Raw genomic sequence first — 14,548 nt, forward strand, 5'->3', positions numbered from 1 at the left:
GGTGTCCAGTGCAAACCGGAAGGTCGAGATTGTTAGTTGCCGTGTCCGGAGTGGCCACCATGGTCGTCGTGAGAGGCGCCATGTTCGCCATGCTGGCCCTCGTGGCTGGCGGGGTGACCACCGCCATGGCCGCCACCGGCCCCCATGGCCTCGACGGCGAACTCGACCTCGACGCTGCCGGCCTTCTCGAAGGTCAGCACACCCTTGAAGCGCTCGCCTTCCTTCGGCCCCTGCTTCAGCTCCATGAACATCAGGTGATAGGAGCCTGGCTTCAGCGCGACCTCGCCGCCTGCCGGGATCTCGATGCCGGCCGGAACAGGGCGCATGGTCATCACTCCTTCGGCGCTGACGCTCATCTCGTGGATTTCACCGCGCGCGGAAATTTCGCTTGAAACGGAGACGAGGCGGTCGCTCTCGGAGCCCTTGTTTCTGATGACGAAGTAACCCGCGGCAACCTTGGCGCCAGGCGGCGTTGCGCGCGACCAGGGATGGTCGACCTCAATGTCGCCGGCCTTGTAGTCATGCGCGTGCGATGGCTGGGCGGCCGCAAGCATGAGCGAGGTTGCAACAACGGTGAGGCCCAGCATCAGCGTGCTGCGGCGGTGGAAGGGAAAGGTGATAGCGCGGGTGGCTGCGCGGGAAAAGTTCTTCATGTGAATGCTCCTTTTAGCCCATTCGGGCTGGTGCCTGACTGCGTGGATGGTTCTCACGCAGACAGAGGCGGAGCGCGGGGATTGCCCGGAAGGTCGTCGGCCGCAGCGGGATCACCTTGCGCATCCTGCGGGCGCAGGATGCTTGCCACCTGCGGCAGCGGGTTTTCGAGGACGAGTTGCTGCGGCTCGCCACCGGCAAGCGGTGCGAACATCGAGCACGGGCCGAAGCAGCAGCCCGGAAGGTCCGAATTGCTGCTGCCGTCGTGATTGACCTCGCCGCTGGTGATGCAGAGCGGGTTGCCGAACACGTCGATCATCGGGCCGGAATTGGCGGCGCCGAGCATGAAGCCGCCGAGCAGGAGCTGCAGCACGAGCATGTAGCCCGCGACGAACGCGGTGGCTGCACGTCTTCGTCTTTTGCCTGCCTGTTGCATAGTAAAACTTGGTCCTCGTGCGCCCGATGCGGACGCTGGGTCACTTGGTAGCATCCGCGGGCGTGCACGCAAACGGTCAAAGATGCCGCTGGTCAGTCGAGGCCGATATACCGCGCGGCTGTCCGGAACTGCGCTTCCGTCTCCGGCGGGAAACGGAAGGTTGCCAGGAAGTCGTTGACGGTGAATGACGGCGCCGACTGCCGGATGGTGGCGGCGAAGGTACGGCCTTCCTCGATGCGGCCCGCGAGCGCCAGGCAGTGCGCCGCGATGGCGAGGATGATGATGTGGGCGTTTGGCCTGGCAGCCGCCTTGACCGCCCATTCCGCGGCCTCCTCAAATTGCCCCATTCGCACGTGCGCCATGGCGCGCGTGCCGAGCATGCCGAACAGCAACGGATCAAAGGGGCTGAGGCTCCGCGAATGATCGGCAGCGACGATCGCTGCGCCCGGATCGCCCGACTGGGAGAGAACGAAGGAAAGGGCGTAGTGGCCTAGTGCGAAGTTGGGGCTGAGATCGACCGCCCGCTGCAGTTCTTCTACCGCCTGATCCTGACTGTTGCGCAACCACAGCGCCCGCCCCATGGCCCAGTGCGCGGCGGGGTCATGGTCATCGACGATCAGACTGCGCGCGGCCGTATGGAGAGCAAGGCCCGTCTCCTGATCCGGATCCTTCCAGCGCTGGAAGGCGTTCTGCCAGTGCGTGAAGGAGAGGCCGGCGTGCGCCCTCGCGAAGGTCGGGTCGATCGCCGCCGAGCGACGGAAGAACTCCTGCGCGAGATCGTTGTCGTCCCTGGTGAACCGGTACATGTGCCAGAGGCCGCGGTGATAGGCCTCCCACGCATTCAGCGAATTTGGATGTTTCAGGATCGCGCGGTTCTTTTCGGCGGTCTCGATCTCGTTGGCGATCGAGGCGACGATCATGTCGCCGATCTGGTCGAGCAGCAGGAAGGCGTCGTCGTGCTTGAGGTCGAACTCTTCGGCCCAGACGATGCGCAGCGTCCGTGTCTCGACAAGTTCGACCGTGACGAGCAGGCGGCCCGGCAGGCTGTTCAGCACGCCACTGACAAAATAGTCGACCTTCAGCGTACGCGCCGCCTCTTCCGGCGACACGCCTTTCTCGGCCAGCGCGAACACCGAGCCACGGGCGATCAGGAACAGGCTGCGCAGTTTTGCGAGGCGGCTGATGATGTCGTTCGTGAGGCCCGCCGCGACGTTGCCCTGGGCCACAAACTCGCCTGACATGGTGAAGGGCATGACGGCCAGCGACGCGCGCTGGGGTGCGCCTTCGAGCGTGGTAATTTCTTGCTCGTGTTCTGGAGCAGCCGGCCTTCCGATCGGCGATGGCCGGACGGTGATGATCGGCCCCTTACGCATTTCTGCCCAAGTGGAGCGAAGCGGCGTTGGGTCTATGTCTTCCGTCTCGAACAGGCGGATGGTGGCAGCAAGATGCCGCTCTGCCTGGTCCGGCTGTCCGGTCTGCAGCAGCGCTCGCAGCAGAAGGGCGTGCGCACGCAGGTCGAAGGGCGAGACTTCCGCCCACTTCTCCGCATAGCTGCGCAGTGCGGCGGGTTCCTGCAGCAACTTCGTCGTCAACGCTTCCAGGAGCGCGGTCATCACACCGCGATAGCGCCGCCGCTGCATTTCCAGCCAGTGGTCGAGCTGCGGGCTGCGATTGAGGGTCAGGCCCTCGAGAAAGTCGCCCTGCAGCAATTCGCACAGAGACTGCAGCTCCTCGCGCCCGACATTCTCGATGCGCGCCGACAGCGCCTTTTCGATCCGCACCGCGTCGATGTCGCAATGCTGCGTGTCGAGGAACACCATGTCGTCACGCGCGCTGAGGCGCGGGTGGTCCGGCTCGTTAAGAATGGTGCGCAATTTGCTCAGGCACCAGCGCAGCTCGCCCTTCGGATCGTTCGGAATATCGCCGAGCAGCTCGCACAGCCGGCTGCGCCCGACCGGCCGAGTTGCGAGTGCCAGATAGGCCATCAGCGCCCGCACTTTCCGAGATGGCGGCAGCGAAAGCACCGAGCCGTCCCGCTGCACAGACAGCTGGCCGAACATGGAAATCTTCAGGATCGCAGGCGAACGGGCGTCGGTGAGCGACGTTTCCATGCGCAATACCACGCTTGCAACCATGCTCCCACCCGCCGGCGGATAGTACCACCACACATCACCGGCTGCATTCCGTTTTTGGGCGAAGCCTTCGGACCTGCCGGTTCAGCGAAAAGAGAGAATGGAGGAAGAAATGGAGAGGTACTCACTGGTCCGCAGGGCTATGCCGACGCTGACAATCGCCGCAGTCGCAGCAGCGACCGCAGCCGCCATCACCACGCCGATCGACGCGCACGACAATCACCATCAGGTCGTCCCGGCAGATGAAGTTCAGTACAAGGCTGGCCCGCCGACACTGCCGCAGGGCGCCGAGTTCGCGGTACTGATGGGCAATCCGGCTGAGGAAGGCCCGTTCGTGATGCGGCTGAAATTCCCGGCCGGTTTCGACATCCCGCCTCACCGCCATCCGAAGGAAGAGCACGTGACGGTGCTGTCCGGCGGTTTCGCAATGGCGTTGGGCGAAGTGCATGACCGCTCGAAGGCGGAACCTTTGCCGCCTGGCAGCTTTGTCCGGATTCCGACAGGCGAGGCACACTACGCCTGGACGGAGGAGGAGACAGTCGTCCAGATCAACGCGATGGGCCCGTTTGGCGTCGAGTACGTCAACCCGGAGGACGACCCGCGCAAGAAGCGCACCAACTGAGCGCACACCCGCATCGTGCCCGTGGCCTCCGCGGCCGCGGGCATGAGCGACAAGTATCCCAGGGAGAGTGACATGGAAATGCAATCAGGAATTCGTACGACCACGGGGAGGGGCCGATTGTTCGACTCCATCCTGGATACCGTGGGCGACACACCGACTATCCGCATCAACCGCCTCGGCGTCCCGCACGCGACTATTTACGTGAAGGCGGAGTTCTTCAACCCGGCCTCTTCGGTCAAGGACCGCCTTGCCCTCAACATCATTGAGGATGCTGAACGTCGCGGCGTGCTGAAACCCGGCCAGACCGTCGTCGAAGCGACCAGCGGCAACACGGGCATCGGCCTTGCGATCGTCTGTGCCCAGAAGGGCTACCCGCTGGTCGTGACCATGGCGGACAGCTTCTCGATCGAGCGGCGCAAGCTCATGCGCATGCTGGGCGCGAAGGTTGTCCTGACGCCACGTGCGCTAAAGGGCTTCGGCATGTACCAGAAGGCGGTCGAACTGGCTGAAGCCAATGGCTGGTTCCTGGCGCGGCAGTTCGAGACCGAGGCCAATGCCGACATCCACGAAGCGACGACCGGGCGCGAGATCATCAACGATTTCGCAAGCTCGCGGCTCGACTACTTCGTCACCGGCTACGGCACGGGCGGCACCATCACCGGCGTCGGTCGCGTCCTGCGCCGCGAGCGACCGGAAGTGAAGATCGTCCTCAGCGAGCCCGCGAACGCGCAGCTCCTCGGCAGCGGTCAGGTCCAGCAGCGCGATGCCTCCGGTGCACCGGCGGCGAGCCATCCGGCCTTCGAACCGCACCCGATCCAGGGCTGGACGCCGGACTTCATCCCGAACGTCCTGCAGGAAGCGATCGACAAGCGCCTCTATGACGAGGTCCGGCCGATCGCAGGCGCCGATGCAATGACATGGGCGAAGGAGCTCGCCCGGCAGGAAGGCATTTTCACCGGGATCTCCGGTGGAGCAACCTTCGCGGTCGCCCGTCAGGTGGCGGAAGCGGCGCCGCAAGGCTCCGTGATCCTCTGCATGCTGCCGGATACGGGCGAGCGCTACCTCTCGACGCCGCTCTTCGATGGCATCGAGGCGGACATGGATGAAGAGGAAATGGCGCTGTCACGCTCGACACCGGGATTCCAGTTCGCAGCGTAGACGCGATGGTGCAGCAAGGGAGATACGGCCATGCACGTAACCGTCAAACGGCCGGCTGTGCTGGATGATGAAACCCTCGATCCGGAAGACTGGACCGAAACAGCCTCTCTTGCGCACCGCATCGTCGACGAGACTTTTGCCGGGCTTCGAAATGTCCGCAAGCGGCCCGTTTGGCAGGAAATGCCGGTAAAGGTGGCGTCGCATTTCGCGACGCCACTTCCCCGCGAGGGAGAGCCGCTGGAAGACGTCTACGATGAACTCCTGCGCAACCTGATGCCGTATCCGATGGGCAACGTGCATCCGCGCTTCTGGGCCTGGTACATGGGCGCCGGCAATGTAGCGGGTGCGCTGGGCGACTTCCTCGCGGCCATGCAGGGCTCGAATGTCGGCGGCGGCCGCCACGCAGCGGCCCTCATGGACCAGCAGGTAGTCAACTGGTGCAAGGAAATGGTCGGTTTTCCGGCTGACGCCAGCGGTACGCTGGTAACTGGCGGCTCGGTTGCCAATCTGGTTGGCCTCACCGTCGCGCGAAACGTGAAGGCGGGCATCGATGTCCGTGAACTCGGCGTTGCGGCCATGCCACGTCCGCTTCGCTTCTATGGTTCCGACCAGATCCATAGCTGTCATCGCAAGGCGGTTGAGGCGCTTGGCCTCGGCAACCGCTCACTGATCCGCATTGCGTCGAACGACGGTTTCACGATCTCCGTCCACGCACTCCGCGCTGCGATTGCCGCCGATCGTGCCGCGGGCTTCGAACCCGCCTGCATCATCGGCAATGCCGGTGCGGTGAACACGGGCGCCATCGACGATCTGCAGGCACTCGCCGATCTCGCGGCCGAAGAGAACATGTGGCTGCACGTCGATGGCTGCATCGGCGCGATGCTCTCGATCTCGCCCACGCATCACCATCTCATTGCGGGGATCGAACGCGCGGATTCCCTTGCGCTCGACCTGCACAAATGGCTCCACGCGCCATTCGACATCGGCTGCGCGCTAGTGAAGAATGCCGCCGCGCACCGCAATGCCTTTGCGACCACGCCGGAATATCTCGAGAGTTCGCCGCGCGGACTCGCCTCCGGTCAGTGGCTGCATGAGTTCGGCCCGCAAACGTCGCGCGGGTTCCGCGCCCTAAAAGTCTGGATGGCGCTGAAGCAGCAGGGGGCGAAGAAATTCGGCCGGCTGATCGACCAGAACATCCAGCAGGCTCACTATCTGGCGGAGCAGGTGAGTGCGCATCCGGAACTGCGCCTGATGGCGCCTGCGCCCCTCAACATTGTCTGCTTCCGCTTTGATCCCGGAGGCCGCGGCGAAGACGAGCTCAAGGCACTCAACGTCGAGATCATGCTGCGGCTGCAGGAGGAGGGCACCGCTGTGCTGTCCGATACGACGATCCAGGGTCGGCACTGCCTGCGAGCCGCGATCTGCAACCACCGCACCCGCGTTCCCGACATCGATATCCTCGTCGACGAGGTGCTGCGGCTCGGCCGCGACATCGCCGCTGGACACTGACCGCCTAGGTGACGTGCGCGTCCGGCTTCTGCAGGAGTGTCGCAATGAAGCGCTGTGTGCGCTGGCGCTGCGGCGCGCTGAACAGTTCGCGCGACGGGCCCTTTTCGACGATCAAGCCAGCTTCGAGGAACACTGCCTCCTGCGCGATGGTCGAGGCTAGGCGCAGGTCGTGCGTCGCAATCACCATCGTCGTGCCCTCGCGCGCCAGTTGAGCCAGCACCTCAACCACTTCGGCGGCAAGCTCCGGATCAAGCGCCGACGTCGGCTCGTCGCAAAGGAGCACACGCGGCGAGGGCGCCAGCGCCCGGGCAATTGCCACGCGCTGCTGCTGGCCGCCTGACAGCGTCGCTGGCCAGGCATCCGCCTTGTGCGCCAGCCCCACCTTGTCGAGCAGTTCGCGCGCCCGATGCAGTGCCTTTTCCTTCGGCCATTTTAGCACCGTCACCAGCGACTCCGCGACGTTGTCGATGGCTGTACGGTGCGGGAAGAGCTGGAAATTCTGGAACACCATGCCGGTCTGACGGCGCAACTTCTGGACCGACGCCCAGCCGACCTTGGCGCCGGGATGAAATTCCAGCTTCTCATCGCCGATGCGTACCGAGCCAGAAGTCGGGATCTCGAGCAGGTTGATGCAGCGAAGCAGCGTAGACTTGCCCCCGCCGGACGGGCCGATCAGGGCGGTCACGCTTCCTTCGGCGAAGGTGACGTCCACATGGTCGAGCACCGTGTGGTCGCCGAATTTCTTGACGATCTGCTTGAGCTCGATCACGACCGCGCCTCCATGAACCCGCCATAGCGGCTGAGACGCAGCTCGATCCGCGCCTGCAGCGCCGATAGCACCGAGCTGATGACGAGATAGATCAGCGCCGCCTCGACATAGAGGATTAGCGGCTCATAGGTCACCGCCACCACGCGCTGCGCCGCCTGGAACAGCTCCGGCACGGTGATCGCCGCGGCGAGTGACGTGTCCTTCACCAGCGAGATGAAGGTGTTCGACAGCGGCGGCACGGCGACCCGTGCCGCTTGCGGCAGCACCGTCCGGCGCATGGTCTGAGACCACGACATGCCGATCGAGAACGAGGCCTCCCACTGGCCCTTGGCCACCGACGAGATCGCGGCGCGCACGATCTCCGAGGAGTAGGCGCCGATGTTGAGCGTGAAGCCGATCAGCGCGGCCGGATACGCGTCTAGCAGGATGCCGACCGACGGCAGGCCGTAGAAGATCAGGAAAAGCTGCACCAGCAGCGGCGTGCCGCGGATGATCCAGACATAGAAGCGCACGATGGCCGCCAGCGGCCAGGGCCCGAACAGGCGGATCAGTGCCACGATCAGGCCGAGCGTCAGGCCGAAGGCGAAGGACAGCAGCGTGAGCGGGATGGTAAATGCAAGCGCGGCCCACAAAAGCGGGCCGAGCGAGTCGATCATGAGTTGCAGCCAGTGCGGCACGACCATCACTCCGTTGTCAGGCAATGTAGCGGGGCCGTGCGCAGAACTGCAAGGTAGGCCGCCGAAAACGCGAGCTTGCTACTCCGACACGTCTTCGCCGAAATATTTCTCCGAGATCTTCTGGTAGGTGCCGTCGGACTTGATCTCATCGAGCGCCTTGTTGATCGCGTCCACCAGCTCTGCATCGCCCTTGCGGATCAGGATGCCGGACTCCGACGCATCGCCCTGCGTGGCCACGATCTTCACCGGCGCGTTGGGCTGCTTCTTCTTGAAGTCGAAGAAGGACAGGCTGTCGTTGAGGGTGGCGTCAGCGCGGCCCTGAACGACAAGCGCGATCGACTGGTCGAACCCATCGGTGGCGACAATCTCCGCGCCGGCTTCCTGGGCCATCTTGCCGTAGTTGCTGGTCAGCGACTGCGCCGCCTTCTTGCCGCTGAGGTGGGCAAAATCGGTAATGTCGGCATTGTCCTCGCGCACGATCAGCGCCGCTTTCGAGGCGACATAAGGCTGCGAGAAGTCGTACTTTGCCTTGCGCTCCTCGGTGATGCCGACCTGGTTGATGACGACGTCGTAGCGCTTGGCATCCAGGCCGGCGATCAGGCCGTCCCACTTGCCCTCGACGAACTCGGCCTTCACGCCGAGGCGCTCGGCGACTGCTTCGCCGATTTCGACGTCGAAGCCGACAAGCTTGCCGGTATCGTCATGATAGGTGAAAGGGGCATAAGTGCCCTCGGTGCCGATCTTGATGACCCCGGCCGACTTGATGGCATCGAAATTCTCGCCGGCATGGACCGGAATGGCAGCAAGTGCCTGGATGGCGCCTGCGACGAGAACTGCTTTCAGCCAGCTCATGGCAATCTCCGTTGATTTCGCCCTGGAACAGGAAAAATTTTCTGCTGCCAAATCTAGGTCGGCCACGCTGTAGAACAAGAATGCGCAATCTGCCGAAAAGCACGTAGGGGAATTTTTGTTCTTCTGAGGCTGGCGACCGCGCGGCGAATTGCTCGGGCGTATCATCCCGGCTTGAGGGCCATCTGGAGGGAAATCCGGGGACGGGTGTCGGAACGCGCCGAGCCCGTTCGTCTTCTCAATTCACAGGGGGCGAAGGAGGATTTCATGACGCCGATCATCACCGTCTTTGCCAACAGCCCGGATGGCGGCAGGGGTCTTGCCCGTGACATGCGGGTGCGCTGGGCGCTCGAAGAGGTTGGACAGCTGTACGAAGTGCGCACGCAGACCTTTGCGGAGTTGAAGCAGGTGGACCATCTCCGGCGTCAGCCCTTTGGCCAGATCCCGACCTATGAGGAGGATGGTCTTGTCCTGTTCGAATCCGGAGCGATTGTCCTTCACATCGCGCAGAAGCATCCGGGCCTGCTGCCGGCCGATCCAATAGCACGCGCCCGCGCGATCTCATGGCTGTTCGCCGCCCTCAACACGATTGAGCCGCCGATCGTCGAGCGTGAGCAGATGCCTTTGGTTGAGCGCGAGCAGCCCTGGTACAGCGAGGAGCGCCTCGCATTTCTCGACGATCGCGTCCGCATCCGGCTCCGCGATCTCTCCGCCCGGCTGGGCGACTCCGATTGGCTGGAAGGTGAGTTCAGCGCAGGCGACCTGATGATGATCGAGGTGCTGCGTCGGCTGGAGCGCTCGCCGATGCTCGGCGAGTTCCCGGAACTTGTCGCCTACATCGGACGCGGCTGCGCCCGTCCAGCGTTCCAACGGGCCTTTGCCTCCCAGCTCAAATTGTTCCGCGCGTCGTCAGCGGTCTGACATCACCTCGCGTCGGGAGATATCTCGGCCTTGCTGCGCTGCGCATTGCCGCGCACCAGCCGCCGCGCGGCATCGTCATAGACACCGCCCGTCAGCTCGATGGCAAAGCGCTCGGCATCGCGCCGGCGCACATCCTCCATAACGCGACGGCGTTCCTCTTCGTCTACCTCGCACAGCTCGAGCGCCCGCTCGGCGCAGGCAAGCGCCGACTCGTAGGTCTCGCGGATCTGCCAGTCGACACCGGCATGGACGAGCTCGGCCGCGTGCTCGCCGTCGAACGAGTGCGCCAGAACCGGCACCAGCGGGAACTCCGCCTTCACAAGCTCGATGATCTTCAGGCACGCCTCGCGGTCGTCGATCGCAACGATGATGAGGTGCGCATCCTCCGCGCCCGCCGGATGCAGGATGTCGAGCCGCGAGCCGTCGCCATAATAGACCTTGAAGCCGAAGTCCGCCGCGTCGCGGATCGCCACCGTATCCGTCTCGATGATCGAGACGGTATATCCACTTGCGAACAGCGGCTGGCTGGCTATCTGGCCGAACCGGCCGAAGCCAATCAGCAGCACGCTGGCTGAAAAATCCTCCGGGGCCTCGACGCCGTCCAGCGACACGGCTGGTTTCGGAATCAGCCGGTCATGCAGGATCACCATCAGCGGGGTGAGGGCCATCGAGACGATGATGGTCGCTGTAAGCAGTGCGTTCGCCTCGGCATTGATGATGCCTTCGGCGGTGGCAGCCGAGTAGAGCACGAAGGCGAACTCGCCGCCCTGCGCCATCAGCACCGCGCGCTCGATCGCCTCCCGTTGGCTCGCCCTGAAGAGCCGCGCAACCGCATAGATGCCGATGATCTTCATGATCATGTAACCGGCAACCGCAACCGCGATCAGGCCCAAATTGGCTGCGATCACCGCAAGGTCGAGCGACATGCCGACGCCGAGGAAGAAGAGGCCAAGCAGGATGCCGCGGAAGGGTTCGACGTCGGCCTCGAGCTGATGGCGGAACGACGACTCTGACAGCAATACGCCTGCGAGGAACGCACCCATCGCCATCGACAGGCCACCAAGCTGCATCGCGGGTGCCGCGCCCAGCACGACGAACAGCGCTGCCGCCGTCATCACCTCTCGCGCTTTGGCTTGCCCCAGCATCCTGAACAGCGGATCGAGCAGGTAAAGGCCTGCAACCACAAGCCCGGCGATCGAAGCAAGGCCAATGCCCACCGCCATCAGCCGGTCGATCAGGCTCGTGTGTTCGCCGCCGGGCGCCAGAAACACGACCAAAGCCAGTAGCGGCACGATGGCGAGGTCCTCGAGCAGCAGGATGGCAACGATCCGCCGGCCCTTGGGCAGGCCGATCGAGCGCCGCTCCTCGAGCGTCTGCATGACGATCGCCGTCGAGGTCAGCACGAAGCCCGTGCCGGCGACAAAGCTCTGGGCGACCGGATAGCCGAGCGCGAGCCCGACGAGCGTGAGCAGGCCGATGCAGAGCCCGACCTGTGCGAGGCCAAGGCCGAAAATCTCGCCCCTCATTGCCCACAGCCGCGACGGTTGCATCTCCAGGCCGATGATGAACAGGAACATGACGACGCCGAGTTCGGCGACGTGCAGAATCGCTTGCGTATCGTAGAACAGGCCGATGCCGAACGGCCCGATCGCGAGGCCAGCTGCGAGATAGCCGAGCACCGAACCGAGCCCGAGCCGCCTGAACAGCGGCACGGCGATGACGGCAGCGCCCAGCAGGACGACGACAGGCATGAGGTCGAAGCCACTATGCGAGGCTGCTTCCGCGGCATGGCTGGCGGTTTCGGCGGCGGCCATCGCTCAGGCCCGCACCAGCTGCCAGGCAAGCATCGCCGCGATGGCGGCCGGTAGTGCGAAGACCACCAGCAGGATTGGCAGCTCTTGCCCGACTGTGTACCCCGCCTTCGTAACGCCGACCCACATATTGATGAGCGCGACCAGCAGCCAAACCGGGATGAACACCCGTGCCGCCACCGTCATCCCGGCGGCATCCCCGCCCCACAGCCGACCGAAAAGCATGAATATGCCCAAAAGCACCACCCCTCCGGTGATGACGAGCAGCATGTGCATGGCTCCCCTCCATACTTGCGAATATTAGCTAGTATTGAAGTGTATGGGCAGCTTTGCCAATGGGGGACGATCTTCGGTTGTAACGCTGGAACGGGTAGGGGAAGGGGAATCATAGCGTCCGGCGAAGGCGGGCCCCGCGGGAGTGCCGGCCGGGTCTCAGCCCGCGTTGCTGCGCCCCAGTCGCCGCGCGGCAGGGGGAGGATGAGCGAGATCATCTCGCTCTTTCTGCCACCAATCTCGCGGTCCACATGCCAAGGAACATTGCGGGCAGGAACGCAAGGGTGCCGGGGGCGCCGAGGCCAAGCGCGGCGATGGCCGGGCCGGGGCAGAAGCCGGCAAGGCCCCAGCCGATACCGAAGAGAGCAGGTCCCACGATCAGGCGAGCGTCATGTCCTTGCCCGCCGGAACGCTGAAGCTGGGGGCCGCGACAGGCCGGTCGCGGCGAAGCACCAGCCCGTAGCCGACGAAGGCGACCAGCACGGCCCCGCCCATCACGAAGGCGAGCGACGGATCCCATGTGCCGAAGAGGTCGAGGAAGTTGAGCACCTTGGCGGGATCGGCCATGCCCGACACCACCAGTCCTGCGCCGAATAGAAGGCCAAGGGCGAGGTTGACGAGGAACGACATTCTAGCCTCCGATCACGTGACGGACAATGAAGACCGTGACGAACGCTGTCGCCATGAAGATCAGCGTGGCAACCAGCGAGCGCACCGACAGGCGCGACAGACCGCACACGCCGTGACCTGAAGTGCAGCCATTGCCCCAGACCGTGCCAAAGCCGACGAGCAGGCCGGCGCCGATCATCAGCGGAATGTTCGAGGAGATCGTCTGGCGGATTGCGTCCCCGCTCGACCACGAAAGCAGCAGCGGGGCGGCGATGATGCCGAGGATGAAGCCAAAGCGCGAGAGGAAGCCGCCGTCGCGGTAGGGCGAAAGCAACCTGCTGGCGATGCCGGAAATGCCGGCGATCCGGCCCTCCCAGAGCATCAGCAGCACGGCTGACAGGCCGATCATCGCGCCGCCGATGAGCGAGGCAAAGGGGGTGAATTCGGTCATCGGTTCTATCCTTGATGAGGTGATGGCTGCGCTGCGGGTTGATCCATCCGGAGGTCACTGAACTCTCCGCATGGTGCTGAGTGAACTGGTGCACCACCTCGCGCCGACACCGGGGCTAGGCGGATCCACACAGCAGGAGGCGTGATCGTTCCCTTGCTGCGGCGCGAGCCGGGTAGATACCCTTACATCAATTACAAAAGATCGCAATCGTTTTATCGCAATTAACGGCGTGTCAGCTTAGACGTGTCCGGCGGGGCGCCTTGTTCACGTTCGCGCTTTTGGTTATCCTTTCTCGCATGATGTTTATGTCCACGTTCTTTCCGCTGATCTGAACGACTTTCAGTCGTTCACGCGCTTTTGGCGCCATTCAGATCAAACGGTTCCGCTTGACGCGGTATCCGCACGGAGAACGTGTAATGCCCAAAATCGAGCATGTCGGCCTGACTTCCGACCAGGTCCAAAGCTTCATTGACGATGGCTTCGTCAAAATCGAAAATGCCTTCAGCGTCGATCTCGCAAAACAATGCAGGGACGAATTGTGGGCCGATATAGGTCTGTCGCCGGATGAGCCCGAAAAATGGGTTCATCCCGTTGTTTGGGTGGGGTTCAAGGCTTCGCCCCCCTTCATCGAAGCCGCCAAAACGCCGCGCCTTCATCAAGCCTACAACCAGCTTGCTGGCGAAGGCCGCTGGCTTGCCCCCAAGGGCCTCAGAACCTTTCCGATCCGCTTTCCCTCTCCGGAAATGCCCGGTGACGATGGCTGGCATGTGGACATGAGCTTCGGCACCGACAATCCTGATTTCATGGAATGGCGTGCCAACGTGAAGAGCAGCGGACGCGCCTTGCTGATGCTGTTCCTGTTTTCGGATGTCGGCCCGGACGATGCACCCACGAGAATTCGGGTGGGTTCCCATGCCCACATCGCACGGGAATTACTCCCCTACGGCGAAGCGGGCGCAACGCTCAGACAATTGTCTGCGAATGGCCACGCCTCCACGGAGGTTGTAAGGTGGAACTGGCGACAGGCACGGCGGGCACAGTCTATCTCTGCCACCCTTTTCTGGTCCATGCCGCACAGCCACACCGGGGGGAGCGGCCGCGCTTCATGGCGCAACCGGCACTCCTGCCGAAAGGCGAGTTCGATCGCGCCCTGCCGCCATCTCCGGTACAAGTGGCTATCCGCCAGGCAATTGGGATGACTATCTAATCGCCGTAGGTTTCGGGGCTACCGCGCGTAGCCCCGAAGCCTACGGCAGCTGGCCGCAGCTCTTTCATTCGCACTGCACCCGCGGGCCGCCGCCATAGGGCTGATATGTGTTGTCCTCAACTCGATATGAGCGGTAACGGGACATGCAAGAGGCAATAAAGTCGGACGTCAGAGGCCGATCAGCCTCCTGCGAAGCTGCCAGCTGATACGTTTCATCATCTTCGACGATGGTGTCCCACCGCGTGGTGTAACTGACGGCATTGGTCGCCGTGCTGTCCGGCTTGGCCGGGTTGGTCAGCGTGCTGCTACTGCTGGCAGGCTGATGAAGGGATCATCGCTCAATTGTCCGACGCTTTCCAGCGTCATGTAGCGGGCACGCTGAACGGCCCATTCATCGTTCTGTTCGAGCAGCAGGGCTCCGACGAGACGCACGATGGCGTCGTCATTCGGGAATATGCCGACGACATCGGTGC

General features: G+C 63.6%; 13 protein-coding genes and 4 pseudogenes. 5 read left to right on the forward strand and 12 right to left on the reverse strand.

Going from position 1 to position 14,548, the window contains the following annotated elements; translation table 11 throughout:
- Window positions 1-32: 32 nt before the first annotated feature.
- The 3 genes from L630_RS0107420 to L630_RS0107430 all read right to left on the reverse strand — a co-directional run bounded on the left by L630_RS0107420 (window position 33) and on the right by L630_RS0107430 (window position 3,222).
- On the reverse strand, window positions 33-587 hold the full coding sequence (locus L630_RS0107420) for a copper chaperone PCu(A)C (RefSeq protein ID WP_245263675.1): 555 nt from the start codon (window positions 585-587) through the stop codon (window positions 33-35).
- Window positions 588-706: 119 nt separating this feature from the next.
- On the reverse strand, window positions 707-1,087 hold the full coding sequence (locus tag L630_RS0107425) for a hypothetical protein (protein WP_144706133.1): 381 nt from the start codon (window positions 1,085-1,087) through the stop codon (window positions 707-709).
- 92 nt (window positions 1,088-1,179) lie between these two features.
- Window positions 1,180-3,222, reverse strand: coding sequence for a BTAD domain-containing putative transcriptional regulator (locus tag L630_RS0107430; protein ID WP_024847639.1), 2,043 nt, complete (start codon window positions 3,220-3,222; stop codon window positions 1,180-1,182).
- A 109-nt stretch (window positions 3,223-3,331) separates the two neighbouring features.
- Between L630_RS0107430 and L630_RS0107435 the strand changes: the two genes are divergently transcribed.
- The 3 genes and pseudogenes from L630_RS0107435 (at window position 3,332) to L630_RS0107445 (ending at window position 6,508) form a co-directional block, all read left to right on the forward strand.
- Window positions 3,332-3,841 (forward strand): cupin domain-containing protein, encoded by a 510-nt coding sequence (locus tag L630_RS0107435; RefSeq protein ID WP_084465826.1) that lies wholly within the window; start codon window positions 3,332-3,334, stop codon window positions 3,839-3,841.
- A 72-nt stretch (window positions 3,842-3,913) separates the two neighbouring features.
- The gene (cysK, locus tag L630_RS0107440) at window positions 3,914-4,999 is read left to right on the forward strand and encodes a cysteine synthase A (protein WP_024847641.1); all 1,086 of its coding nucleotides are present in this window, start codon (window positions 3,914-3,916) and stop codon (window positions 4,997-4,999) included.
- Window positions 4,944-6,508: pseudogene (locus L630_RS0107445) on the forward strand (pyridoxal-dependent decarboxylase). Before cysK ends, L630_RS0107445 begins: the two are co-directional and overlap by 56 nt.
- 4 nt (window positions 6,509-6,512) lie before the next feature.
- Here L630_RS0107445 and L630_RS0107450 read toward each other — a convergent pair.
- The 3 genes from L630_RS0107450 to L630_RS0107460 all read right to left on the reverse strand — a co-directional run bounded on the left by L630_RS0107450 (window position 6,513) and on the right by L630_RS0107460 (window position 8,806).
- On the reverse strand, window positions 6,513-7,277 hold the full coding sequence (locus L630_RS0107450; RefSeq protein WP_024847643.1) for an amino acid ABC transporter ATP-binding protein: 765 nt from the start codon (window positions 7,275-7,277) through the stop codon (window positions 6,513-6,515).
- Window positions 7,274-7,954, reverse strand: a complete 681-nt coding sequence (locus L630_RS0107455) for an ABC transporter permease subunit (protein WP_024847644.1) — start codon at window positions 7,952-7,954, stop codon at window positions 7,274-7,276. Before L630_RS0107455 ends, L630_RS0107450 begins: the two co-directional genes overlap by 4 nt.
- A 78-nt stretch (window positions 7,955-8,032) precedes the next feature.
- Window positions 8,033-8,806, reverse strand: coding sequence for an amino acid ABC transporter substrate-binding protein (locus tag L630_RS0107460; protein ID WP_024847645.1), 774 nt, complete (start codon window positions 8,804-8,806; stop codon window positions 8,033-8,035).
- Between the two features lie 264 nt (window positions 8,807-9,070).
- Between L630_RS0107460 and L630_RS0107465 the strand changes: the two genes are divergently transcribed.
- Window positions 9,071-9,724 (forward strand): glutathione S-transferase family protein, encoded by a 654-nt coding sequence (locus L630_RS0107465; RefSeq protein WP_024847646.1) that lies wholly within the window; start codon window positions 9,071-9,073, stop codon window positions 9,722-9,724.
- A gap of 2 nt (window positions 9,725-9,726) precedes the next feature.
- On the opposite strand, the gene L630_RS0107470 is transcribed toward L630_RS0107465, so the two are convergent.
- The 4 genes and pseudogenes from L630_RS0107470 to L630_RS0107485 all read right to left on the reverse strand — a co-directional run bounded on the left by L630_RS0107470 (window position 9,727) and on the right by L630_RS0107485 (window position 12,868).
- Window positions 9,727-11,538, reverse strand: a complete 1,812-nt coding sequence (locus L630_RS0107470) for a monovalent cation:proton antiporter-2 (CPA2) family protein (protein ID WP_024847647.1) — start codon at window positions 11,536-11,538, stop codon at window positions 9,727-9,729.
- 3 nt (window positions 11,539-11,541) lie between these two features.
- The gene (locus L630_RS0107475) at window positions 11,542-11,805 is read right to left on the reverse strand and encodes a hypothetical protein (RefSeq protein WP_245263674.1); all 264 of its coding nucleotides are present in this window, start codon (window positions 11,803-11,805) and stop codon (window positions 11,542-11,544) included.
- 217 nt (window positions 11,806-12,022) lie between these two features.
- Window positions 12,023-12,438: pseudogene (locus L630_RS21120) on the reverse strand (DUF6691 family protein).
- Between the two features lies 1 nt (window position 12,439).
- Window positions 12,440-12,868 (reverse strand): YeeE/YedE family protein, encoded by a 429-nt coding sequence (locus tag L630_RS0107485; RefSeq protein ID WP_024847649.1) that lies wholly within the window; start codon window positions 12,866-12,868, stop codon window positions 12,440-12,442.
- A 416-nt stretch (window positions 12,869-13,284) separates the two neighbouring features.
- Here L630_RS0107485 and L630_RS21125 point away from each other — a divergent pair.
- Window positions 13,285-14,075 (forward strand): annotated as a pseudogene (locus L630_RS21125) (phytanoyl-CoA dioxygenase family protein).
- A 64-nt stretch (window positions 14,076-14,139) separates the two neighbouring features.
- Here L630_RS21125 and L630_RS22405 read toward each other — a convergent pair.
- A pseudogene (locus L630_RS22405) lies at window positions 14,140-14,247 on the reverse strand (BA14K family protein); the annotation flags it as partial.
- 122 nt (window positions 14,248-14,369) lie between these two features.
- Window positions 14,370-14,548 (reverse strand): transposase (locus L630_RS22790; protein WP_024847650.1); only part of this gene is annotated, 179 nt, incomplete at its 5' end.

Origin of the sequence: Aminobacter sp. J41 (assembly GCF_000526635.1) — a bacterium.
In the GTDB taxonomy this organism is placed as follows: domain Bacteria; phylum Pseudomonadota; class Alphaproteobacteria; order Rhizobiales; family Rhizobiaceae; genus Aerobium.